The following is a 22403-nucleotide window of genomic DNA, read 5'->3' on the forward strand; positions in this document are numbered from 1 at the left end:
TTTTACTTAGATTTAAATATAAACTCTATGCTTATTTCTAATTAAAATATATCTTTTATTTGTATCTTCTTCACTTTCAACAATTTTGAGATACTCATCATATGAATAACCCTTATCTTCAATTGCTATACCCATAAAATCACATCCCATTGAATTATTATTCATGCTATTCTTACTATTATTTCATCAAAACTAATGACTTTATTCTACATTGAGAAATAAATAATTCTTCTACTTAAATTTTACTCAACATAAAAATAAAAACCGTTGAATTTCCAACGGTCTTGTTTATGGCACGCCCTGAGGGACTCGAACCCCCGACGAACTGATTCGAAGTCAGCCACTCTATCCAACTGAGCTAAGGGCGCATGTCAATCTATACTATTATATGTTAAGAAAGTTAGCATATTCATGCTAACTTGAAAATTGGAGCGGATGATGGGAATCGAACCCACGCTATCAGCTTGGAAGGCTGAAGTTCTACCATTGAACTACATCCGCGTATTGATGGTGACCCATCCGCGGCTCGAACGCGGGACACCTTGATTAAAAGTCAAGTGCTCTACCAACTGAGCTAATGGGTCTTATATGGGGTGGATGATGGGATTTGAACCCACGCATGCAGGAGCCACAATCCTGTGTCTTAACCACTTGACTACACCCACCATGGCGGGTCCACAGGGATTCGAACCCCGGACACACGGCTTAGAAGGCCGTTGCTCTATCCAACTGAGCTATGAACCCAAGTTTTGAAAAATTGGAGCGGATGATGGGAATCGAACCCACGCTATCAGCTTGGAAGGCTGAAGTTCTACCATTGAACTACATCCGCATATCTTAGAATACTTTGTGACCATTTCTTTACTTTACTCACTTTTGCAACTCATGACTAAGTGATTCACACAAAATCAAAGATTTTGGTTCTCTACTTATACCATTGAACTGCATCCGCATGCTTTATCTAAGAATTATTTGTCCTGACAAGATAATATATTATCATACTTGTTTTGTTCTGTCAAGACTTTTTATTTATTCATCATTTAAACTTTCAACTTTAATGTTTATAAATAAAGTTGGTCGAGGTGGCAGGATTTGAACCCGCGGCCCTCTGGTCCCAAACCAGATGCGCTACCAAACTGCGCTACACCTCGTAATCAATACAATTGTCATTGAACTTTAGCTTAAATGTTTATAAATAAAATGGTCGAGGTGGCAGGATTTGAACCCGCGGCCCTCTGGTCCCAAACCAGATGCGCTACCAAACTGCGCTACACCTCGTTCCAACTGACAAGCTATAGTATACTGTATATGAAAACTAAAGTCAAAATCAAAATTATGGTTTTAACAATTATTTAACATGTTTTTGATTGATTTTCTTTTTTTTTTGACGTTTTCCTCGTTATAGCAACAGTTTTTATCCTTTTTATTTTTGATTATTAACTAACTCTATGAAAATTATACTTCAACAATATGACTTTTCATATTTTTTCCATCCATCTCAATGATTCCATAGGAAGCCTTAGATCCTCCCCGAGGACTGGTCAGGCTTCCTGGATTCATGATTAATACATCTTCATGCTTTATATTTACGGGCATATGGGTATGTCCAAATAATACAATATTACATCCCTCTTCTAATCCTTTGTAATAAATTCTTGATAAATTAGATTTTACCCCATATTGGTGACCATGTGTTAAGAATAATTTATATTCTCCAAGGTCTAATACTTTCTCATTTTCTATTTCTGCTCTATCACAATTTCCTTTTACCCCTACTACCTTTAGGTTCATATTCTTACCAAGTGCTAAAGCATCTGGATAATAATCTCCTAAATGAATCAGTAAATCTATTTCCTCTATTTTGGCGATAATATATTCAGCTAACTCAATCTTTCCATGGGTATCACTCATTACTACGATTTTCAAGTATAATACCTCCTAGAACAGTTCTTCTAAGGCTATCTCTAATTTTTTAAGGGCGTGTGCTCTATGGCTAATTTTATTTTTTACAACTGATCCTAGTTCTGCAAAGGTTTTATCATACTCAGGCACAATAAATAGTGGGTCATAACCGAATCCACTTTCACCTTTTTTTTCAAATCCTATCATTCCTTTGCATTCTCCTCTTACACTAATTTTTTTGCCATCAGGAAATGCTACAGAAATGACAGATACAAATCTTGCATCTCTTTTTTCCATAGGTACATCTTTTAGCATATTTAATAACTTTTCATTGTTTTTTTCATCTGTTGCTCCTTCTCCTGAAAACCTTGCAGAATAGACCCCTGGTTGGTTATGAATAGCATCCACTTCAAGACCTGAATCATCTGCAATAGCAATAGCTCCTGTTTCTTTCATAACCTCTACTGCCTTTTTCATAGAATTTTCTTCAAAGGTTTCTCCATCCTCTATGATTTCTAAATTTGCCAGACCAACTTCATCCATGCTTTTTATGGTTAAAGGAAAGTCTTTTAAAATAGCTTTGATTTCTTCTAATTTATGTTTATTTTTAGATGCAATCACTACTTGATTCATTTTATTTCTCTCCTATTCTTTATTCATTAGCTTCTTTGATTAATTGGTCTATCGAGCCTAAAGCTTCTTTTTGCATTTGTATTAGCTCCATATTCCCTTTTTCTGCCAGCTCTAAAAGAGCATTGAGTTCTTGTCTACTAAAAGGTGCTTCTTCTCCTGTCCCTTGTACCTCTACAAACTCTTTTTTGTCCGTCATGATTACATTCATATCCACTTTTGCATTTGAATCTTCTTGATAACATAAATCTAGCACTGGTATATCATTTACTACTCCTACACTTATTGCTGCTACATAGTTCTTTACAGGAAATGATTTTATTTTATTTTCTTCATAAAGCTTATGTAGTCCTTGTGCTAAAGCAATAAAGGCACCTGTTATAGATGCTGTCCTAGTACCTCCATCTGCTTGCACCACATCACAGTCTATCCAGATGGTTCTTTCTCCTAAAACATCTAAGTCCACTACAGAACGTAATGCTCTTCCAATGAGTCTTTGGATTTCTTGTGTTCTTCCATCAACTTTTCCTCTACTAGATTCTCTTATTTTTCTTGTTTGAGTAGACCTTGGAAGCATCCCATATTCTGCAGTTACCCAACCTTTCCCCTTTCCTTTTAGGAATGGTGGTACTCTATCTTCTATAGACGCTGTACATATTACTTTCGTATTTCCCATCTCTATGAGTACTGAGCCTTCTGCATAGGCTAAATAATCTTTTGTAATTTTAACTTTTCTTAATTCATTTTCTTTTCTACCATCAAATCTCATTGTTCCATCTCCTATCTTGAGTGCTTATCATCATAAATTATTGTACCATATAAACCCATCTATTACATCTTTCTTTAGTGTATCCTTTCCATTGTTCATTTATTTGTTCACAACAAAAAACCAGTGGAATTCCACTGGTCCTTATTCATATTGATTAGCAAATGTAGGTACTACCACAGGATCTTCCTTATTTTCTTTTCCTAATTTTAATTCCTTTCCATTTACAAGTAGTTTCACTCCAGCAATTAGTGGATTCTGCTCTTTTACAGTAAGTCCAAAGGATTTTGCTACGCTTTGTGCTGCCGCTTCATTATCTGTCACTTCTAATATTTCTTCAGAAAGATTGATGCAAGCTACACTTTCATTCATATCTACACTTACTACACGAGTCCCTTTTGGAATCTCACTATATAAGCCTCGTCCTTCTGGTGGTCCTTCAACCAAAGCATCTAGTGCATCTAGTACATTTGTACTTGCTTGATCATTCTTTTCAATCCCCTTTGTAACAGGTACAAAATATGATTCTAATCCATTTGTTGTTCCTTCATAGTATACAACTACTTTATTGTCGCTCTTCTTTGCACTTACATAATTAATATTATCTCTACTAAGAGCTTGTGCTGTTTTTGTTCCATATTCAAGATTATTAGGAACTTTTCCATCAATCATCACCTGAACACGATCAATTGTTGGAAATTCAGTCAATGTATAAGTTACGGCTTTTACTAGTGCTGTTTCTTCTTCTTTACTGAAATAATTTAGAAAATCACTACTAAAATCCACCTTGCAAAGTCCTTCACAAATATTCATTCCTCTTATTTCTGTATTTGCTGGAATAGTTGGAATTAATCCAATTTCTTCAATATCCTTTCTATTTGCAGGATTGTCAATCATTGCTCTTAATGCTTCTTTCGCTATTCCTCTCCCTTGTGTCCAAGGAATTTTTCTCATGACAGGAATCAAAAATCCTTTGTCATCTTTATAGTAAAGCACCGTATTTCTTAACCCCTCATCCTTTTGTGCATCATCACCACTCTCAACAATATTCGAAGCAGATTGTTCTTCATCTTCAAATAATCCTTTAACCATGTGAATTGGATTTGCACATCCAGCAAGACTGATCATCATGCATAGTATTAAACTTATCGCAACTACTTTTTTTACTTTCATCTTCTTACCTCCTTAACAAATGTCTCTATAAAATTATATTAAGGAGGGGGGCATACTATGTCTAAAACTATAAATTTGTATTATTTTCTTTAAATAGCTGCCTTGAATATACTTTGTATCTACAAAAGAAGAGATGCATTTGCATCTCTTTCTACTCCTCATCAAAATATCTTTTTATTCCATTAAATAAGGCTTGGGCAGCTTTTTGTCTATATTCTGGTGTACTGATCAACATTCCTTCTCTTTGATTTGAAATGAATCCAACTTCTGCAATGACAGAAGGCATATTTGTTTCTCTTATAACAACAAATTCCGGCTCATTTTTAATACCTCTATCTTTGACTTTCAATTCTTTTATCATTTCTTCTTGTATAGTCTTTGCAAACCTCTTACAATCCCTTGTTGGATCATCTACGTAAAGCATTTCAATACCTGATACACCTTTGTTTTCAGCATAGTTATAATGTATACTTACAAATGCTGCTCCACCTAATCCATTTGCTACCTCTGGTCTTCCGTATAAATTAAGGGTTGTATCATCTGTTCTTGTCATATAGGTTGTAAACCCTGATTTTTTCAATAAGTCATTTAGTCGTTTTGCCGTATCTAATGTCAGCTCTTTTTCTACTAAATTTAATGCTTTATTGCTTGCACCTGGATCTTTCCCACCATGGCCTGGGTCAATGATTACTAGTTTGCCACTATAGTTAGAAGTCTTTATTCTTCTATTTTCAAATTTTATGATGATTCTATCTGTAAATTTCTCTGTAGTTTGTATTCTATAATCTGTTATGTCTTTTAATTGTACACCAATATAGTAATCATCATCATTTCCACTAACACGAATGCTTTTGATCATGTTATCCTCTATATCTAATATTTCTTCTTTTAGTTCAATTTTATTTTTAGGTACTTTTATAATAAGCTCATTGGTAATAGTAGCATAGTCTATAGCATACTCTCCTAATTCTTTTAATGTTAACTTTAAGAAAGATCCATTCATATCTTCTCTTTGATAATCAAGATAATCAAACTTTTGATTATAGGATTGATCAAGAGGCTCTTTATTAGTATATATCAAAATATCTGTTCCTTCATGATCAACAAATATATTTTCAAGACTTTGTCCTTCTTCAAGATCTAAAACAACACGAACAATTTTTTCATTCTTATCATAATTGTCATCAGGGGCAAACTGTGCTGTTCTGATTCTCTTGATGCTTCCTTGTGCAATAGGAATTTCATTCTGATTAAAAGCTAATTTAGCATTTAATACATCTACCACTACTTTATTTCCAAAATCCATCACATTATATTGAGGCTCTTCTTCTGTTTGAATAACAATTGCATCTAGATTATTTCTTTTTTCTAAACCTATATTTTTTACAGCATTTAAATCTTCTGCTTGTGAATTTTCACCCTTTGAAAATTTAACCTGAATAGCACAAAGTTCTTCATTAAATACAACCTGATACTCTTTTTTCATAGATAAATCAATAACAATCCTACTAACATTTCTAGGGTTTGTTTCAAAAATAGAACCTCTAATACCTATCACACCATCCACATTTACATTTTTATTGATGATACCACCATTTTTTGTGAGATTCGGATTATTTATATTCAATTTGGTATTTGGAATATCTATAATTAAACGATCATTTCCTCCGAATCTACTTCCTGGCAAATACATGGTATTAAAATCTACTTGTCCTGTAGTTTTAATAAGTATTTGAGGGGTAGGCCCATTATTTTCATATGTAATACCATTTATAGTTTGCTCTGGATAGTCTACTGTGGCTGTAACAATCTCTGGTATCCAGTTTACTTCCATTCCAAATTGCTCTCCTATAAATTTCAAAGGTACCATAGTGTTGGTATTTCCTTCATAACTTAATAGCTTTGCAGGAACCCCATCTGGAAGATTAACCCCTTTTCCGTTCACCCTGGCCACATTACTATCAATTTTTAATGTAATAACCTTATCTTTTACAATCATTGTTGCTTCATATTTTTCTTGATTCCACTGAATCTTTGCACCTAAATGCTCCTCTACTAATCTTATAGGTACTAAAATCTTACTTTTATTATTCACTGTATAAAGAACTGGTGGTACATCTGTATATACATCTTTTCCGCCCATCATAACATTTACTCTTCTTACTTGTTGGGTCTTTCCAGTCATTTCATCTGTCATATTTATGAAGCTTTGTTCTAATTTTGCTCCAAAAGAAATCGTACTCATCCCTAAAACAATAGTGAATATAAGAAATATGGATACTAAACGTTTCATCAAAATTCCCCCTAATCCTATGTCAATTTTCTTTATTCGTCCATTTTTATGTATATTTATAATTTTCGACAGCTCTATTCTGCTGATTACAGTTATATCATTTAAATGAAACTTATGTCAATTTTCTTTTAATAATTGTCATTGAGATTTAATATTTCCCCTAAAGAAAAAAGATACGCAGTAACTGCGCATCTTTTTTGTTTAGGAAATATTAGCTTTAAAAACTGTTAATAACTTATGATTGAAAAGTTAAATGATTAATCACTTTGAGCAACGGAAATTTCAAAAGAAAGTTTTGAAATTTCGTTGGCGACATGAGCATATGCGAGAGCATAATGCGAATTTTTTTATTTTAGTAATACTTCATCAAAATATCTTGTCACACCATTAAATAATGATTGTGCTGCTTTTTGCCTATAGTTTTCAGTTGCAGCTTTTGACGCTTCTGTAGTATTAGACATGAATCCCATTTCTGCAAGTATTGCAGGCATCTTGGTTTCTCTTATAACTACTAATTTAGGTCTATGAACTACTCCTCTATCTACAGCCTTTAATTCCTTTACCATTTCATTCTTTACGATCTTAGCAAAGGTTTTATTATCTCTATATGGGTCGTTGCCATTGTAAAGTACTTCTACCCCTGTTATTCCTTTTTTAGGATGCCAATTGTAGTGAACACTTACAAATACATCTGCATGGAGTCCATTGGCTATTTCTGCTCTTTTGTATAATCCTACATAAGTATCATCGTCTCTTGTCATGTAAGTATTAAATCCTGCTTCTTCTAACAGCTTATTCAATCTTTGTGCTGTATCTAATGCTAAATATTTTTCTTGTAATCCGTTATCACAAGCACCAGGATCTTTTCCCCCATGACCTGCATCAATAACAACCATTTTTCCACTATATTTTGAATTTGCTATTTTAGTATTCTTAAATTCCACTTGAATATTGTATTTTTTACTATCTTCTGTTTTGATTGTATAGGATGTTCCTTCTTTAAGCTTTATGGTTATATCATAATATTTATTATCTGCATCATCAATATCTATTGATTTTATCATACTATCATCAATATTTAGAGTCGTGTCTGTAAGGCCTATTTGATTCTTTGGAATTTTTAATCTTAATTCCTTTTTAGAATCGTTATATTCTTCATTATACGTATCTCTTTCTTCTAAAGACAGATTCAAGATGGATTTATTTACAGCTTCTTTCTTATAGTTAAATCCTTGAAGGGGTTTACTATTCACATAAACCAATATATCCATCCCTTCATCTTCAACATATACATTTTCAAAACTTTGTCCCTTTTCAAGGTCTAATACCACCCGGACAATTTTATCATCTTTATCATAGTTATCATCAGGCTTAAACTCCGCTATTCTTATTTTTTTGATACCATTTTTTGAAACCAGCATTTCATTTTTATTAAACTTCAATTTTGCATTTATAACATCTACAACTACTCGATCCCCTAAGTCAATTACATTATATGCTGGAATCTCATCTGTATGGATAATTACTGCATCTGCATTATTCCTTTTTTCCATCTTTATATTTTTTACCGTATTTAAAAAATCTACCTTTATTTCATTATTTTCTTTATCAAAAGTAACATCATATCCTCTTGGTAAAGCTAAATCAATAACAATCCTCGTTACTTCCCTAGGGCTCTTTTCAAATAAAGAAGCTCTAATAGTCATAACACCCATATCATATACTTTTTTCTTAATCTCATTTCCTTCTTTCATGAAATCCGAGTCATTTATATTCAGGTTTGCATTGGGAATATCTAAAATTAAACGATCTGTTCCTCCAAATTTGCTTCCTGGTAAATAAATAGGGGATACCTCTACATCTCCTGTGGTTTTAATGGTTACCCGAGGAATATCTTTATGCTTTTCAACCGCAATTCCTGTAATAGATTGCTTTGGTAAATCTACTGTTGCTGTAGTCGTTTCTTGTATCCAATTTACATCCATTCCAAGCTGCTCTGCTACAAATCGTAAGGGTACCATGGTTCGATATTTCCCTTGATATCCTAATAATTTTGCAGGAACACCATTAGGAAGTACATACTCTTTTCCATTAACCGTAGCTTTAGCACTATCAATTTTTAGTACAATGGTCTTTTCTTCTGTTTTAATGGTAGCTTCTTTATTTTGTTGATTCCATTCAATTTTGGCACCTAAATTTTCAACAACAAATCGAACAGGAACCAACGTACGACTTTTCCCTTTAATTGTGTAAAGAAGGGATGGAACATCTGTATAAATATCTTGTCCGCCCATCAAGAGGTTTACACCATATACTTCCTCTGTTTTTTGATTCATTCCATCTGTAATCTCTACAACGGTTCTTTCTAACTTGGCACCAAAAGCAGTAATACTCATTCCTAAAATCATGGTGAGCACCAGTAATACTGACAACAATCGCTTCATTTTTTTGTCCCCCTAGCATTATTTTTTCCTCTTCTTTATGAAATAATAAAGACATTATTTATGTATTTTCAAAATTACTTATAATTATATTTATTTCGACACTTTATCCCTACATACCAGTTATATCATCTTGTTAAAACTTATGTCAACCGCCTTAACACAATTGTAATTGAGTTTTAATATTGACCATAAAATACCACAAAATAAACCTTTGACTTTTTGCTTTTTATCTTTTAAAATGAATTAGGAAAAATAAATATAGGTGAATGAAGATTATTAGAGATATCCTTTTGGATAACCGAAGGAGCAAGGAATAAACTAAGCTATAGATTTATTTTGAAACTTTCAGGTCTAAATATAATAATCAGACACAACCCTGGAGAGACTGCTGATACAAGTATCATCGACGAAGAAACTTACATTTTTATGTAGGGAAACTTTCAGATAAAAGGACAGGGGTAAGATAGCATAAATTTTCTATGCTATTTTACCCTTGTCTTTTTCTTTTTGATCATTACATAAAATAGGAGGTGTTTTTTATGAAAAAAATATTAAGAAAAGAATTTTTAGGGACAGTCATCATCTCTGCTTTTGCTCTATTTGTAAGTATTCAATCAATGTTTTAAAAGCTGCGTTTTAATGAAACGCAGCTTTTTTCCTCTAAACTAGTTTTGGCAAAATATCTTTTTCCAATCTTCTACGCTAAGCATCCTATGATCAGAAACAATATACTTCAATTGAATATCTTTTGGCTCTATCGTATGCATGACAAGAACCTCTGCATCATATCCCTCTTTTTTATCTACTCTAGCTTTTAAATTTTCTTTAAAACTCAATGAGGTCTCCCAATATTCTCTTAACAGCTCTTTCCCTTTTGTATCTAAGTACCCTTTGCATTTTTGAAGTTTTTGGATATTCTGTAGTATGTACGGTTCATAAATCTGATTTGCACAGTTTTCATTTGCAATCCAACACCGATCTTCATTAATTTTAATAGCAAGAACAGCACTATGGGAATGAAATTTATGATTTTTAGGATAATTCATACTTGCAAAAATGGATTTGGTTCTTATAACCCAATGAGGTATACACTCAGGTTTTTGTTCATCAATCAATTGATGAAAACCATCATATTTTGTTTTATAAGTCACTTTATCATCAAAAACGATCCCTAATTTTAATGTTTTCTTTAAATCCATAAGACTTATAATATGATAAATCACACCTTTTTCTTTATAATCTGGAAAAATCATGACGTACCCTCCCAAAAGATTTTAAAATCTAATTTTATGGTGTGATTTTTTTATTATTTCTATTCGAATATACATTTTTTTCAATGCATGAATTTCAAGTTTCATCCAGATACTATCATTAGGAGGTTGATCGGATGATTAACATAAACTGCTCTCTACCTTGTTTTTTTGAAAATGACGGTAAATGCACGTTGACCCATGTCATCTCTTTATCTTCAACGCCTCATCCTAAATGCATATATTTTACACCTAAGGATTCTTCTCCTAGCAAACATCCATCACTAGATACTATGTATAACAAAACCGAAGATTAATCTTTCGGTTTTGTTTTTTTCTAAATAATAAACATTGCTATAATAGTTGTAACCACTAATCCTACAACAACAGGAATAAAATTTCTTCGAGCTAAATCCATAGGCGTTACTCTACAAATAGCAGCAGCAGGAATCAAGCCCCAAGGAACAAGAGTTCCTCCACCTACCCAAATTGCACCGATTTGACCAAGAGCTGCAAGTTTTGGAATACTTGCACCTACTGCGGTTCCAAAAACCTTTGCTAAGGATCCTGCTAAAGACATTCCTGAAAATCCTGAACCATCTAATCCTGTTATTGCACCTACCATCATTTCCATAGTAGCTACTACTGGTCGATTCATAGGTGCTATAGAGGCTAATGCACTTCCCATATCTGATAAAATCCCTTGAGAGCCTACGGGTAAAGCTGCATCTCCTAAAACAGCTTGTATAGGTGATACTTCCCCCATATAGAAGAAAGCAGCAATAGGAAGGATTGGTCCAAATATTTCCATACCAAAGACGAATCCTCCACGAATAAATTCCGTTATTTTATCTAATGCTTCTCCTTTGTATTCTACAATAGAAATAATCATCAAAATAAGTATTGCAGTTCCACCAATTAGTGCAGTAGCATCTCCGCCTCTTAATTCAAACAGAAACATAGCAACAATATCCATAGCAAAGGCAAAAGGAACAAGCACTGCTGCAAATTTTGCAACGGGTCTTGCTTTATTTCCTTCTTCTACAGCTAATTCATCTATCAATGGTTTTTCCACTTTCCCATTTTTCATATCCCTCTTCAAAAGAATGAATGCTGTAATAATCGTAACAATCCCCATCACCCAAAATAATGGAGTTCCTTTACTTATAACAGCTTCAACTGGAACACCTGCAGCTGTTGCTGTGATTGTTGGTGCCCCTTGTATAACATAGTCAGTAGATAAAGCTAATCCATGGCCAAATAGATTGATTGCCATGGCAACCCCTATAGCAGGAAGCCCCACTCGCAGTGCCACTGGTAATAATACTGCTCCCACTAAAGCAGTAGCAGGGGATGGCCAAAAGAACCACGATACAATAAGCATGACTATTCCTGTAAACCAAAAGGCAATATCAGGTGTCTTAATAAATTTTCTAAAGGGCTCTACCATCAATCGATTGGCACCAATTTCTTCTAAAATCTTAGACATTGCCACTATACATGAAATAACAATGATAATCCCTAATAACTCCATTCCAGCCACAATTAGTCCATCAAATACAGCTTTTGTTGCTCCAAGCAATGTTTTTTTCACTACAAATCCCATCAAAAATACACCTAGAATACATGGGATAATCGTATCTTTTCTTAAAATCATAACGATCAACACAACCAATACCATGATCACATATACCCAGTGCAGTAGTGTTAATTCTACCATTTTACAACCTCCCTTTTGATAGCTTATATTCATAATATTCAAAGATGGAGGTCTAGGTTACATGGAAAAAAGATGGTGAAATTAATCACCATCTTTTTTTTATTATTCTATGGATGCATTTCCAAAGAACCAATGTCCCATTTTTGTTTTTTCCCAATTCTTTACACGTTCATTGACCATTTGTGGTCTTGTGTAATAGTAAATTGGCATAACAATCATTTTCTCCATCATCAAATCTTGCGCTTCATAAAGGAGCTTGAACCTTTCTTGTCCTGTTAATAATTTTGAACCTTCAATAAGTTTATCATATTCAGCACTATCCCATTGTGCATCGTTATTTCCTGAATAGGATAACCACAAATCAAGCATTGTCATGGGATCAGCATAATCTCCTAACCAACCTGCTCTTGCAATAGAAAAGTTCCCTTGATGTCTTGTGTCTTGGAATACTGCCCACTCTTGGTTTGCAAGTTTCACGTTAATTCCAAGGTTTTCCTTCCACATAGCTTGAACAGCCTCTGCAACTGCTTTATGAGATTCATTTGTATTATAGATTACTTCAAGCTCTGGGAATCCTTCTCCATTAGGATATCCAGCTTCTGCTAATAATTTTTTTGCTTCTTCTACATTTGCAGCATTTGGATCAATCCCATAATCTCCTGCAACCTTTTGGAATTCTTTTCCTTCTGCATCTAATAATCCTGGCGGTGTAAATCCAGTAGCAGGAATTTGTCCACCTTTTGTTACTTTTTCAACAATTGCTTTTCTATCGATAGCTAATGTTAACGCTTTTCTAACTCTCACATCATCTGTAGGTGCTTTTGTAACATTAAAGATATAGTAATACGTTCCTACTTCTGGCCATATCATAAATCTATCGTCTTCTGCTTGAAGTCTTGGGATTTCTTGTGTTGGCACTTCATCAATTACATCGATTTCACCCGCTTCAAAAGCAGTTAAAGCTGTTGAATGCTCTACAATCATTAAAGCTTCTATTTTATCGATCTTAACACTATCTGCCTTCCAGTAGTTTTCATTTTTCTCAAGGATAATACGATCTCCCATGAGATAATCTGTCACTTTAAAGGGTCCATTACAAACAGCTGTTTCTGGATTTCTAGCCCATCCTTCTGGATCTTTTTCTACCATATCTTCTCTTACAGGAGCATAAGTATAAAAGGTAGTTAAATCAAGGAAATACGGAGTTGGTGCATTAAGTATTACTTCTAATGTCTTATCATCTGTAGCTTTTATCGCTACATCATCTAACGATCCTTTTCCTTCATAAGCATCTTGTGCACCTTTGATGTAGAACATTTGGAATGCATACTCAGATGGTTCTGGAACTAGATTTGGATCTAATGCTCTTTTCCAAGCATATTCAAAATCTTGCGCTTTTACAAATTGTCCATCAGACCACTTGGCATCTCTTATTTTAAAAGTATAAGTAAGACCATCATCAGATACTTCATAGCTTTCTGCCATAGCCCCTTCAAGCTTTCCATCCTTTGTTTCTCTCATGAGTCCCTCAAAAGTATTATTGATAATATATCCGCCATCAGCAGCACTATTTAGCTGGGGATCTATCGTCTTAGGCTCTGAACGTATATTCCATTTTAATACTGTACCTTCTTCACCTGGCTCTGTTGGCTCCTTCCCTGCGCATCCAGATAAAGCTGTAACAAATAACATAATTACTAATATAAAAGCTAAATTTTTCTTAAACAATCATATCCCTCCCATATTTTATAATTTTTAACTTGTTTCCTTGAATCTTATTTCTATAAGTAGACGGTTTCTTTTTTATTCACCTCCTTGAAAATAACTATCTTAAAAGTATTTTTGATAAAACCTTAAAAAAATATTCAAAAGGTTATTACAAGTTCTTAATAAGATGAAATAGTCTGAACTCTTATCCTAAAAAAAATATTATAGTAAATGGCATGCAGCCATATGTCCTCCACCTACATCTTTCATGATAGGTTCAATTTCAGAACATTTTTTCATTGCCTGAGGACATCTTGTACAAAATCTACAACCACTCGGAGGATTCAGAGGACTTGGAACATCTCCTTTTAATAAAATTCTGTTTCTTACTTTTGATACATCTGGATCTGGAATTGGAATAGCTGATAACAAAGCCTGTGTATAAGGATGAGCAGGATTTTGAAAAATTTCATCACTATTTGCAATTTCAACTAATTTTCCAAGATACATAACGCCTATTCGATCGGATATATATCGAACCATTGAAAGATCATGGGCAATGAATAAATAGGTAAGACCTAATTCATCTTGCAAATCTCCCAGCATGTTTACTACTTGCGCCTGTATAGAAACATCAAGTGCAGATATAGGCTCATCACATATGATAAACTCTGGCTTTACGGCTAAAGCACGGGCAATTCCAATCCGCTGTCTTTGTCCTCCACTAAATTCATGAGGATATCTTATAGCATGATCAGGATTGAGTCCCACTCTTGACAATAAATCATGAATCATCTCGGTTCTCATCTTTCCTGATGCTATTTTATGAATATCTAATGCTTCTCCTATAATATCGCCTACAGTCATACGAGTATTTAATGATGCATATGGATCTTGGAAAATCATCTGCATTTTTTTTCTTAAAGGATGTAGTTCTCTTTCATTCATCATGCCTATTTCTACACCACCAAAGACAATTTCCCCTGCTGTAGGCTCGTACAAACGAATAAGCGTCCTTCCTGTTGTTGATTTTCCACAGCCCGATTCTCCCACAAGACCTAATGTTTCTCCTTTTTTTATATGAAAACTTACATCATCTACTGCCTTTACATACTGTATATTTTTTCCGAAAAACCCCTTCCTTATAGGAAAGTATTTTTTCAAATTCTTTACTTCTAATAAAATATCATCATTTTTTTTCATTATATTTTCCCCCTCTTTACACCCGTATCTACTTGAACTTGAGGAGCATCTTTATGAAGCAACCAACACATAGAGCGATGATTTTTTTCTGTCTCAAAGTAAGGTGGCTTCATCTCTTGACATATTTTCATTGCATAGGGACATCTGGCCGCAAAAGGACAGCCCTTTGGTGGATTTAGTAAATCTGGTGGTGTTCCTTCTATTGGAACAAGTCGCTGTTTTTCCCCTAAATCTAATCTTGGAATAGATTTTAATAACCCACAGGTATAAGGATGCTTTGGATTATAGAAAATCTGCTCCTTTGTTCCTTCTTCCATAATGAGTCCACCATACATAACAATGATTCTTGTACATACATCTGCTACAACACCTAAATCATGAGTAATCAAAATAATAGATGTATTTATTTTTTCCTTTAAATCCTTCATAAGCTCTAGGATTTGCGCCTGAATAGTAACATCGAGTGCTGTAGTTGGCTCATCTGCTATGAGTAAACTTGGTTCACAAGACAGCGCTATAGCAATCATAGCCCTTTGTCTCATTCCTCCACTAAATTCATGAGGATAATTATCTACACGTTTTTCAGGAGATGGAATGCCAACAAGCTTTAACATTTCTATAGCCTTTTCTCTGGCTTGTTTCTTATTTAAACCCTGATGGTGTCTTATAGCTTCCATAATCTGATTTCCTACAGTATATACAGGATTTAATGAAGTCATAGGATCTTGAAAAATCATAGCCATTTCGTTTCCTCGAATACGCTGCATTTCTTTTTCAGGCATATTGACAATATCTTTTCCTTTGAAAGTTATTTCTCCACCTACAATCTTCCCTGGATACTGAAGAAGCTTCATGGTGGACATGGACGTAACACTCTTTCCACTTCCAGATTCTCCAACGATTCCAATAGCTTCACCTTTATCTAAATGAAAACTTACACCTCTTATGGCTTTTACCTCCCCTACATGGGTAAAGAAAGAGGTATAAAGATCTTTTACTTCTAATATTTTTTCATTTTTCATGATTTTCACCCCTTTTCTATTTACGAAGACGTGGATCTAGGGCATCTCTTAAACCGTCGCCTAGGAAGTTAAACGCAAGCATGGTAATACAAATAGCTGCTGATGGGAAGAAAAGCTGATAAGGGTACGACCTTAGTCCTCCTAATGCATCACTCGCCAATGATCCCCATGAAGACATAGGTGCTGATACACCAAGTCCTATAAAGCTTAAGAATGACTCTGTAAAGATGGCACTTGGTATCTGCATGGTCATGGTTACAATAATAACCCCCATAGCATTTGGAATTAAATGTCTTAATAAGATTCTCCATGTACTTGCACCCAATGTTTTTGCTGCCATTACATATTCTTGTTCTTTTAAGCTTAATACTTGTCCACGAACAATCCTTGCCATTTTTACCCAATATATTGTTCCCAGTGTAATGATAATACTCTTTAAACCCGAACCAATTACAACCATCAAGATAATGGCATATAGTACCAAAGGAATGGTGGAAATAACATCTACAATCCTCATCATCACATTGTCAACTTTTCCACCCATATATCCTGAAATCCCTCCATAAACAACTCCTATACAGAAGTTGACCAAGGTTGCAATAACTGCAACTGCTAATGATATTCGTGCTCCATATAAAACCCTTACAAATAAATCTCTACCATGAGCATCTGTCCCAAACCAATGATCTGCACTTGGACCTTCATTTCCTCTTAAAAGATTTTGCTCAGAATAAGTGTGTGCAGAAAACAATGGTCCTACAATAGCTAAAGCAAAAATAATCACAATCATGAAAAGTCCTAGCATAGCCAATTTATTTTTTTTAAGCCTTCTCCAAGCATCTTGCCAATAGGTCATACTTGGACGAGCAATTTTTTCTTTTTCCCGATCATTCTCTCCAATTGACTGCCACATTTCCTGCGGAATCTTATTTATTTCCATCCCTTCATCTCCTTCCTATTCATCTATTTTAATTCTTGGGTCAATGAATCCGTATGCAACATCTACGACCAATACCATGATGACTAAAAATATTGCATAAAATATTGTCATACCCATTAGTACTGTATAATCACGATTTCCAACACTCTCCACGAAATGTTTCCCCATACCAGGAATAGCAAAAATTCTCTCTACTACAAAAGATCCCGTAAGTATTGCTGCAACAAGTGGTCCTACATAAGTGACCACAGGAATTAATGCATTTTTTAATGCATGTTTTCCGATTACTACAAATTCTGGAAGCCCCTTAGCTCTTGCTGTTCGAATATAATCTTGCTGAAGTACCTCAAGCATACTAGAACGTGTTAGTCTTGCAACAAAAGAAAGGGAAAATCCACTTAAAGCAATGACCGGTCCTATATAATGCTTCCAACTCTTTAATCCAAAGGAAGGAAGAACACCGAGTTTTGAACTAAATACATAAATAATTAATGTTCCTAATACAAAGCTCGGGATCGTCACCCCTAAAGTGGCAAAAAACATGGCCAATTGATCCTGCCATTGATTTTGTTTTAATGCAGAAATAATTCCAATGGGTACACCTACTAAGAGAACAAAGAGTACTGCTAATCCACCAATTTTAGCAGAAACAGGAAATCCCTTTTCAATCAATTCATTTACGGTTACACCAGTACGTTGAAAGGATGGTCCTAAATCTCCTTTAATTACGCCTCCTAAATAATCTAAATATTGTTTATACAGTGGTTGATCAAGATTATATTTTGCTTCTAATGCTTTAATAACAGCAGGTGGTAATGCCTTCTCTCTCGTAAAAGGTCCTCCTGGTATAGCATGCATTAAGAAAAAAGTAATAGTAATCACTAATAATAGCGTAATAATCATTGAAAATGCTCTATTTAGAATAAATCTGCCCACATTTTTCACACTCCTTTAAAAATTTAAATTTCATATTTGATATTTGTTTTTATAGTGCTTTCCTTCTTACACCTCCTGTTTATAATTTTCGTACCAAAATGTCTTATATTACCATTTGAAATATTAAATGTTTTATTATTCATTTTTTAGATAAAATGTTTTTGTCGTATTTTGTCGAATGCATTATTAATAATATCTTAATTTTTTAGACAATTCAACAAATTGAACGAAATCTATTTCTTAACTATTTGTAACATTTTCTACAAGTATTAGTTTCACTTCATTTCATTTGTGTTTCATCATTCCTTCCCCAATACTACGGTTGCTATTTATTATTTAAAATTCTGTATATTTATTAATTTGTTTTAATATTATCAATCATCATTTTGCCACCATTAATTTTTCATGCATGCTTACACATTCTTTCTTTCATTTTTTTACATAATATACACTTCTTAATAATCACTATAATTTTTTCAAACTATTGTTTTCTTTATATTTTCCCCTTACTTTTTTTGAATATGTGCTTATTGACAATAAAAAAAGAGAATTCTTTTTAATAAAAGAATTCTCTTTTTATCTCTATTATTTTTATTGTTCTATTTCTGCATTTCCAAAGAACCAATGACCCATTTTTGTTTTTTGCCAATCCTTTACATATTCCTTAACCATTTGTGGTCTTGTGTAATAATAAATAGGTAATACAATATTTGTATCCATCATTAAGTCTTGTGCTTTATAAAGAAGTTTAAATCGTTCTTCTCCCGTTGTTAATTTTGAGTCTTCAATCAATTTATCATACTCAGGATTGTTCCATTGACAATCATTATTTCCTGAATAAGATAACCACAAATCAAGCATCGTCATAGGATCAGCATAATCTCCTAACCAACCAGCTCTAGCAATTTGGAAATTTCCATGATGTCTTGCATCTTGGAATACTGCCCACTCTTGATTTTGAAGTTTTACTTCTATTCCAAGATTTTGCTTCCACATTTCTTGGATGGCTTCACAAATAGCTTTATGTCTTTCTAATGTATTATAAATAACTGTCACTTCAGGGAATCCTTTTCCATCAGGATATCCAGCTTCTGCTAATAATTTTTTTGCTTCTTCTATATTTGCACCATTAGGATCGATACCATAATCTCCTGCATTTTTTTGGAATTCTTCGCCCTTTGCATCTAATAATCCTGGTGGTGTAAATCCTGTGGCAGGTACTTCTCCACCCTTTGTAATTTTCTCACAAATAGCTTTTCTATCAATTGCAAGTGTCAATGCACGTCTCACGTTTATATCATTTACTGGTGCTTTTTCTACATTAAATATAAAATAGTAAGTTCCTACTTCTGGCCATATAGTGAAGGTAGGATCATTTTCTTGTAATCTTGGTATTTCTTGTACTGGAATATGATCATCTACCTCTAATTCTCCTGCTTCATAGGCAGTTAGAGCAGTAGACTCTTCTACAATCATTAATCCTTCAATTTTATCGATTTTTACCTTGTCTTTATTCCAATAGTTTTCATTTTTCTTAAAAACAATTCTATCTCCCATAATATAATCTTCTACAACAAAAGGACCATTAGAAACTGCATATTCAGGATTTCTAGCCCAGTTTTCTGGATCTTTTTCTACCATATCAGCTCTTACAGGCATATAAGTATAAAAGGCAGTCAAACTAAGAAAATAAGGTGTTGGTGCATTAAGCGTTACTTCAAGTGTTTTTTCATCTTTACAGAAAATAGCTACATCCTCAAGCTTTCCTTTTCCTTCATAAGCATCTTGTGCACCCTTTATATAAAATAATTGGAATGCATACTCAGCTGGCTCTGGAACTAGATTAGGGTCTAGTGCCCTTTTCCAAGCATATTCAAAATCTTGAGCTCGTACTGGCTTTCCATCTGACCATTTTGCATCTCTTATATGGAAAGTATATGTAAGTCCATCTTCAGATACATCATAGCTTTCTGCCATAGCAGGAATAAGCTTTCCATCAAGCTCTCTCATTAATCCTTCAAAAGTATTGTTGATCACATGCCCTCCATCAGCAGCACTATTAAGCTGTGGATCAATTGTTTTAGGTTCTGAAGCTATATTCCATCTAAGCACGGATACATCTTTTACTTCTTCTTGTACTTCTTTAGGTTCCTCTGTTTGCTCCTCTTGATTACTACCTCCACAACCTGTAAAAACCGTAACAATCAATATAGTTACTAAAAATAAAGCAAAAAATTTTTTTGACATCTTTATTCCCTCCCCATTTTTATAAACTCTAGCAAAATATATCTTTTAATAGCCTTTATATCACCTCCAATAATTAACTGTGTTCCTTAATCCTTTATTGACTTTTTATATTGATATATTTTGAAAATAAATAACTTACAATAGATGACAAGCAGCCCTATGTCCACTTCCTATATCTTTCATAATAGGTTCTATTTCAGCACATTTTTTCATAGCATAAGTACATCTTGTGCAAAATCTACATCCAGTAGGTGGATTAATCGGACTAGGCACATCTCCTTCTAGTAAAATTCTTTTTCGTGTCTTTGATTGATCTGGATCTGGAATAGGAATAGCCGATAATAAAGCTTTCGTATAGGGATGAGCTGGATTTTCAAAAATTTCATCACTTTTTGCTATTTCTACTAGCTGCCCTAGATACATAACCCCTATACGATCAGATATGTATCGAACCATAGAAAGATCATGAGCAATAAACAAATAGGTAAGTCCTAGTTCTTCTTGCAAATCTCCTAACATATTCACTACTTGTGCCTGTATGGAAACATCTAGGGCTGATATAGGTTCATCACATATGATAAACTCTGGTTTTACAGCTAAAGCACGGGCAATACCTATACGCTGTCTTTGTCCCCCACTAAATTCATGAGGATATCTTATGGCATGATCAGGGTTGAGTCCTACTCTTGACAATAAATCATGAATGATTTCTGTTCTTTGTTTTCCTAATGCTAAATGATGAATATCTAAAGCTTCTCCAATAATATCGCCTACCGTCATACGGGTATTTAGAGATGCATAAGGATCTTGAAAAATCATCTGTATTTTTTTTCGAATAGGCTGAAGCTCCTTTTCTGATAGGTCACTAATATCCACCCCAGCAAAAATAATTTTACCTTCTGTAGGCTCATATAACCGGATAATGGTTCTTCCTGTAGTAGATTTCCCACAGCCTGATTCTCCTACAAGACCTAAGGTTTCTCCTCTTTTTATATGAAAGCTTATATTATCTACTGCTTTTACATACTGTGTTTTTTTTCTAAAAAAGCCCTTTTCAATAGAAAAATATTTCTTCAAATTTTTTATTTCTAACAAGTTCTTCTGATTTTCATAAAACTTTATAGGTTCTTTCTTCATGATTCACTCCCCCTCATAACACCCGTATCTACTTTAATAGGAGGCGCATCATCATGTAGTAGCCAACACATACAGGGATGATTCTCTTCTGCATTAAAGTAAGGGGGCTTTACTTCTTCACATATTTTCATGGTATAAGGACATCGATCTGCAAAAGGGCACCCTTTAGGTGGCTTTAGTAAATCTGGTGGCGTTCCTTCTATGGGAACCAACCTCTGTTTTTCCCCTAAATCAAGTCTTGGAATGGATTTTAATAACCCCATTGTATAGGGATGCTTTGGATTGTAAAAAATCTGCTCCGTGGTTCCTTCTTCCATAATAAGTCCTCCATACATAACAAGGATTCTACTACATACATCTGCTACTACTCCTAAATCATGAGTAATCAAAATAATCGATGTATTTATTTTTTCCTTCAAATCCTTCATAAGCTCTAAAATTTGTGCCTGTATGGTAACATCTAGTGCAGTAGTTGGTTCATCTGCAATCAATAAACTTGGCTCACAAGAAAGTGCCATAGCAATCATAGCCCTTTGTCTCATTCCTCCACTGAATTCATGAGGATAGTTGTCTATCCGTTTTTCAGGAGATGGAATGCCAACAATCTTTAGCATGTCTATTGCCTTTTCTCTCGCTTCTTTTTTTGATAATTTTTGATGCTTTTGAATGGCTTCTATGATCTGATTGCCTACTGTATATACAGGATTGAGTGAAGTCATTGGATCTTGAAAGATCATAGCTATTTCATTTCCTCTAATACTTTGCATTTCTCTTTCTGAAAGTTTTCTAATACTTTTATCTTTAAAAATGATTTCACCATCTATGATTCTTCCTGGATACTGAAGGAGTCTCATAATAGACATGGAAGTAACACTTTTTCCACTTCCGGATTCTCCAACGAGCCCAATCGCTTCTCCTTTATCTAAATGAAAACTCACACCTCTTATGGCCTTCACTTCTCCTACGTGTGTAAAGAAAGAGGTATAAAGATTCTTTACTTCCAATATTCTTTTGCTCATTACCTTTCCCCCTT

18 protein-coding genes, 8 tRNA genes and 1 riboswitch are annotated in these 22403 nt (G+C 34.0%); of the genes, 1 reads left to right on the forward strand and 25 read right to left on the reverse strand.

What is annotated here, in order from left to right:
* Nucleotides 1–12: 12 nt before the first annotated feature.
* From K7H06_RS21405 to K7H06_RS13515, 16 genes are all read right to left on the reverse strand, one after another.
* A complete protein-coding gene (locus tag K7H06_RS21405) occupies nucleotides 13–135 on the reverse strand; it encodes a hypothetical protein (protein ID WP_281426005.1) in 123 nt (40 codons plus the stop codon).
* 156 nt (nucleotides 136–291) lie between these two features.
* A tRNA-Arg gene (locus K7H06_RS13445) sits at nucleotides 292–368 on the reverse strand.
* A gap of 59 nt (nucleotides 369–427) precedes the next feature.
* A tRNA-Gly gene (locus K7H06_RS13450) sits at nucleotides 428–501 on the reverse strand.
* Nucleotides 502–508: 7 nt separating this feature from the next.
* Nucleotides 509–584 (reverse strand) — tRNA-Lys (locus tag K7H06_RS13455).
* A gap of 5 nt (nucleotides 585–589) precedes the next feature.
* Nucleotides 590–665 (reverse strand) — tRNA-His (locus K7H06_RS13460).
* 2 nt (nucleotides 666–667) lie between these two features.
* Nucleotides 668–744 (reverse strand) — tRNA-Arg (locus K7H06_RS13465).
* Between the two features lie 14 nt (nucleotides 745–758).
* A tRNA-Gly gene (locus K7H06_RS13470) sits at nucleotides 759–832 on the reverse strand.
* 242 nt (nucleotides 833–1074) lie between these two features.
* Nucleotides 1075–1151: transfer RNA gene (locus tag K7H06_RS13475), tRNA-Pro, on the reverse strand.
* A gap of 50 nt (nucleotides 1152–1201) precedes the next feature.
* Nucleotides 1202–1278 (reverse strand) — tRNA-Pro (locus K7H06_RS13480).
* A 177-nt stretch (nucleotides 1279–1455) separates the two neighbouring features.
* Entirely contained in the window at nucleotides 1456–1926 is a 471-nt protein-coding gene (locus K7H06_RS13485) for a metallophosphoesterase (RefSeq protein ID WP_223036562.1), read from the reverse strand.
* Between the two features lie 12 nt (nucleotides 1927–1938).
* On the reverse strand, nucleotides 1939–2535 hold the full coding sequence (locus K7H06_RS13490) for an XTP/dITP diphosphatase (protein WP_223036563.1): 597 nt from the start codon (nucleotides 2533–2535) through the stop codon (nucleotides 1939–1941).
* A 19-nt stretch (nucleotides 2536–2554) separates the two neighbouring features.
* Nucleotides 2555–3301, reverse strand: a complete 747-nt coding sequence (gene rph / locus K7H06_RS13495) for a ribonuclease PH (protein ID WP_223036564.1) — start codon at nucleotides 3299–3301, stop codon at nucleotides 2555–2557.
* Nucleotides 3302–3442: 141 nt separating this feature from the next.
* Nucleotides 3443–4471: a GerMN domain-containing protein gene (locus tag K7H06_RS13500; RefSeq protein WP_223036565.1), complete on the reverse strand. Its 1029-nt coding sequence runs from the start codon at nucleotides 4469–4471 to the stop codon at nucleotides 3443–3445.
* A gap of 151 nt (nucleotides 4472–4622) precedes the next feature.
* Entirely contained in the window at nucleotides 4623–6764 is a 2142-nt protein-coding gene (locus K7H06_RS13505; protein ID WP_223036566.1) for an N-acetylmuramoyl-L-alanine amidase family protein, read from the reverse strand.
* A 347-nt stretch (nucleotides 6765–7111) separates the two neighbouring features.
* A complete protein-coding gene (locus K7H06_RS13510) occupies nucleotides 7112–9208 on the reverse strand; it encodes an N-acetylmuramoyl-L-alanine amidase family protein (protein WP_223036567.1) in 2097 nt (698 codons plus the stop codon).
* Nucleotides 9209–9574: 366 nt separating this feature from the next.
* A riboswitch (glycine riboswitch) is annotated at nucleotides 9575–9674 on the forward strand.
* A gap of 199 nt (nucleotides 9675–9873) precedes the next feature.
* On the reverse strand, nucleotides 9874–10461 hold the full coding sequence (locus K7H06_RS13515) for a hypothetical protein (RefSeq protein WP_223036568.1): 588 nt from the start codon (nucleotides 10459–10461) through the stop codon (nucleotides 9874–9876).
* A 134-nt stretch (nucleotides 10462–10595) separates the two neighbouring features.
* Here K7H06_RS13515 and K7H06_RS13520 point away from each other — a divergent pair, with 134 nt between their 5' ends.
* Nucleotides 10596–10775, forward strand: a complete 180-nt coding sequence (locus K7H06_RS13520) for a hydroxymyristoyl-ACP dehydratase (protein ID WP_223036569.1) — start codon at nucleotides 10596–10598, stop codon at nucleotides 10773–10775.
* Nucleotides 10776–10795: 20 nt separating this feature from the next.
* Here K7H06_RS13520 and K7H06_RS13525 read toward each other — a convergent pair whose 3' ends face one another.
* The 9 genes from K7H06_RS13525 to K7H06_RS13565 form a co-directional block, all read right to left on the reverse strand.
* On the reverse strand, nucleotides 10796–12178 hold the full coding sequence (locus tag K7H06_RS13525) for a hypothetical protein (protein ID WP_223036570.1): 1383 nt from the start codon (nucleotides 12176–12178) through the stop codon (nucleotides 10796–10798).
* 102 nt (nucleotides 12179–12280) lie between these two features.
* Nucleotides 12281–13906: a peptide ABC transporter substrate-binding protein gene (locus tag K7H06_RS13530; protein WP_223036571.1), complete on the reverse strand. Its 1626-nt coding sequence runs from the start codon at nucleotides 13904–13906 to the stop codon at nucleotides 12281–12283.
* A gap of 201 nt (nucleotides 13907–14107) precedes the next feature.
* Nucleotides 14108–15088 carry an ABC transporter ATP-binding protein gene (locus K7H06_RS13535; RefSeq protein WP_223036572.1) on the reverse strand — a complete coding sequence of 327 codons (981 nt, stop codon included), beginning with the start codon at nucleotides 15086–15088 and terminating at the stop codon, nucleotides 14108–14110.
* On the reverse strand, nucleotides 15088–16110 hold the full coding sequence (locus tag K7H06_RS13540) for an ABC transporter ATP-binding protein (RefSeq protein ID WP_223036573.1): 1023 nt from the start codon (nucleotides 16108–16110) through the stop codon (nucleotides 15088–15090). Before K7H06_RS13540 ends, K7H06_RS13535 begins: the two co-directional genes overlap by 1 nt.
* 16 nt (nucleotides 16111–16126) lie before the next feature.
* Nucleotides 16127–17050: an ABC transporter permease gene (locus K7H06_RS13545; protein WP_223036574.1), complete on the reverse strand. Its 924-nt coding sequence runs from the start codon at nucleotides 17048–17050 to the stop codon at nucleotides 16127–16129.
* A gap of 15 nt (nucleotides 17051–17065) precedes the next feature.
* Nucleotides 17066–17986: an ABC transporter permease gene (locus K7H06_RS13550; RefSeq protein WP_223036575.1), complete on the reverse strand. Its 921-nt coding sequence runs from the start codon at nucleotides 17984–17986 to the stop codon at nucleotides 17066–17068.
* Nucleotides 17987–18577: 591 nt separating this feature from the next.
* Nucleotides 18578–20233: a peptide ABC transporter substrate-binding protein gene (locus K7H06_RS13555; RefSeq protein ID WP_223036576.1), complete on the reverse strand. Its 1656-nt coding sequence runs from the start codon at nucleotides 20231–20233 to the stop codon at nucleotides 18578–18580.
* Nucleotides 20234–20368: 135 nt separating this feature from the next.
* Nucleotides 20369–21370 carry an ABC transporter ATP-binding protein gene (locus K7H06_RS13560; RefSeq protein WP_223036577.1) on the reverse strand — a complete coding sequence of 334 codons (1002 nt, stop codon included), beginning with the start codon at nucleotides 21368–21370 and terminating at the stop codon, nucleotides 20369–20371.
* The gene (locus tag K7H06_RS13565) at nucleotides 21367–22389 is read right to left on the reverse strand and encodes an ABC transporter ATP-binding protein (protein ID WP_223036578.1); all 1023 of its coding nucleotides are present in this window, start codon (nucleotides 22387–22389) and stop codon (nucleotides 21367–21369) included. The genes K7H06_RS13560 and K7H06_RS13565 overlap by 4 nt, the downstream gene beginning before the upstream one ends.
* Between the last annotated feature and the right edge of the window lie 14 nt (nucleotides 22390–22403).

This window comes from Crassaminicella profunda (assembly GCF_019884785.1).
Lineage (GTDB): Bacteria > Bacillota > Clostridia > Peptostreptococcales > Thermotaleaceae > Crassaminicella > Crassaminicella profunda.

Coding starts and splice junctions, on each gene's coding strand:
- K7H06_RS21405 (WP_281426005.1), bottom strand. CDS start 135: ATGGGTATAGCAATTGAAGATAAGGGTTATTCATATGATGAGTATCTC.
- K7H06_RS13490 (WP_223036563.1), bottom strand. CDS start 2,535: ATGAATCAAGTAGTGATTGCATCTAAAAATAAACATAAATTAGAAGAA.
- rph (WP_223036564.1), bottom strand. CDS start 3,301: ATGAGATTTGATGGTAGAAAAGAAAATGAATTAAGAAAAGTTAAAATT.
- K7H06_RS13500 (WP_223036565.1), bottom strand. CDS start 4,471: ATGAAAGTAAAAAAAGTAGTTGCGATAAGTTTAATACTATGCATGATG.
- K7H06_RS13505 (WP_223036566.1), bottom strand. CDS start 6,764: ATGAAACGTTTAGTATCCATATTTCTTATATTCACTATTGTTTTAGGG.
- K7H06_RS13510 (WP_223036567.1), bottom strand. CDS start 9,208: ATGAAGCGATTGTTGTCAGTATTACTGGTGCTCACCATGATTTTAGGA.
- K7H06_RS13515 (WP_223036568.1), bottom strand. CDS start 10,461: ATGATTTTTCCAGATTATAAAGAAAAAGGTGTGATTTATCATATTATA.
- K7H06_RS13520 (WP_223036569.1), top strand. CDS start 10,596: ATGATTAACATAAACTGCTCTCTACCTTGTTTTTTTGAAAATGACGGT.
- K7H06_RS13525 (WP_223036570.1), bottom strand. CDS start 12,178: ATGGTAGAATTAACACTACTGCACTGGGTATATGTGATCATGGTATTG.
- K7H06_RS13535 (WP_223036572.1), bottom strand. CDS start 15,088: ATGAAAAAAAATGATGATATTTTATTAGAAGTAAAGAATTTGAAAAAA.
- K7H06_RS13540 (WP_223036573.1), bottom strand. CDS start 16,110: ATGAAAAATGAAAAAATATTAGAAGTAAAAGATCTTTATACCTCTTTC.
- K7H06_RS13545 (WP_223036574.1), bottom strand. CDS start 17,050: ATGGAAATAAATAAGATTCCGCAGGAAATGTGGCAGTCAATTGGAGAG.
- K7H06_RS13555 (WP_223036576.1), bottom strand. CDS start 20,233: ATGTCAAAAAAATTTTTTGCTTTATTTTTAGTAACTATATTGATTGTT.
- K7H06_RS13560 (WP_223036577.1), bottom strand. CDS start 21,370: ATGAAGAAAGAACCTATAAAGTTTTATGAAAATCAGAAGAACTTGTTA.
- K7H06_RS13565 (WP_223036578.1), bottom strand. CDS start 22,389: ATGAGCAAAAGAATATTGGAAGTAAAGAATCTTTATACCTCTTTCTTT.